Below are 1,607 nucleotides of genomic sequence, written 5' to 3'. Positions count from 1 at the left end.
TACTAAATTTAGCTCGTTTGGGCCTTGTTATACGTTTATCAGATGATATAGCAATGAAACTTTTTTCCTCTTTAGGAAGACCTACCGTTTCGCGTAAATTTTAGAACAAAATTATAATCTAGCAAAATAAATCCTATTTATATTAATGTCGTTATTTATTATATAAAAATAATTTGTATTAATTCCGACTTAATACGACAAAGACTTGAAAAGAAGAATATTATTAGTTTTGATATTAGTAGCTAATAAAAACCCAATAACGCATAAATAACATTATTGGGTTATAATTCTGATGTTTAATTACAGTTTTAGCATCTATAGCTTTATTTTGCTATAATCTTTCTATTTCTGAAAAGATTTTGGAAAATTCATTTCCAAGTTCAGATTCTTGTTCACTGCGCGCTTCATTAGAAAGTTGATATTGATCTTTCAGATTACCTTCACTGTGATCATAATAGCCACTCGGCACATCTCCAGAATAACTATAATTAATTTGTGAAGAAGTTTTTTCAATTTTAAAAGAATTACTATAGTTAATTAATCCACTGGCTCTTATGTCTGTGGTAAGCGTTAATTTGTTCTTTAAGGTTTCTATTTTAACATTGAATTTTTGATCTCTTTCGGTCTTACTCTCATTAGTTACTGATCCATCGCGATCTGAATAATCTACTGAAGAACTAATATCAATGTAAACATCAGCATTTGAATCTTGTTCTGCATAATTATATTGTCCAGTAACACCTCCCAAAAAGTTTTCACATTCAGAAGATCGACAATGAACCCTAACTTTGCTTTTACGCATATAGTCGGAGGTATTAGAATACGTTTTTTTAGCAGATTTAGTAATGTATAAATTATCATAATATTTGGCTAGCTTTTCGCTGTCTTTATATTTCCCTAGTGGCTTATAAACTCCAATAACATTTTCAAAGTGAATTGCAGCTGCCTGATAATCACCTTGTTTTGCATATAATTTAGCAGCATTATAAAGTTCTCTGGCTGTAGTTTGAATATATTTAGTATTGTACAATTTATATAACTTTTCGATATCTTTATAGTTATAAATGTCCAATCCTTTTCGGTATAGTTCAGCTTTATTTTTATAACTTTCACCATTTTTACCTACGATTAAATTACCTTTTTCGTAATAAATTTTAGCTATATTTTCCTGTAATTTTGAACTAGTATATTTATCTAAAAAGAAACTAAGTTCTTGACTATAAAAACGATTACTTAAACGACTTCTCATTTCTAATAATTTATCATACGTCATGGCACGATTATCAAAATCGGTACTTTTAAAATTAGATAAGTCTGTTTCGTACTTGAGCATAACTTTATTAACCAAATCGCGTAAATGATTAGCATCATTTTGCTTAAACTTTGTTGCACCTTTTTCTTCAATATCGACTGCCAATAAATTTATACTTTCCAAGTAAAAACCTTCTGCATAAGCCTCCTCAGAAGTTCGGGTATGGCTGCAACTGGCGACAAATAACATCAGTAAAACGGCTATAACGATTCGCATATGAATTCCCTTCAATCAGTTATAAAAATTCTCTATATATTATGCATAATATATAATTAATCAGAGTGTTACTATAAAA

Annotated in this window: 1 protein-coding gene; it reads right to left on the bottom strand. The window is 29.1% G+C overall.

Features of this window, described 5'->3' with window-relative positions; genetic code table 11:
- Positions 1–331: 331 nt before the first annotated feature.
- A complete protein-coding gene (locus tag A9G11_RS04690; RefSeq protein ID WP_065618358.1) occupies positions 332–1,528 on the bottom strand; it encodes a hypothetical protein in 1,197 nt (398 codons plus the stop codon).
- Positions 1,529–1,607: the final 79 nt, after the last annotated feature.

The organism is Gilliamella sp. wkB108 (assembly GCF_001690195.1).
GTDB lineage: Bacteria > Pseudomonadota > Gammaproteobacteria > Enterobacterales > Orbaceae > Gilliamella > Gilliamella apicola_L.
This window is presented reverse-complemented; position numbering and strand designations above follow the sequence as displayed.

Bases quoted from the DNA above. Each gene is read 5' to 3' on its own strand.
- A9G11_RS04690 (WP_065618358.1), bottom strand. From the start codon at position 1,528: ATGCGAATCGTTATAGCCGTTTTACTGATGTTATTTGTCGCCAGTTGC.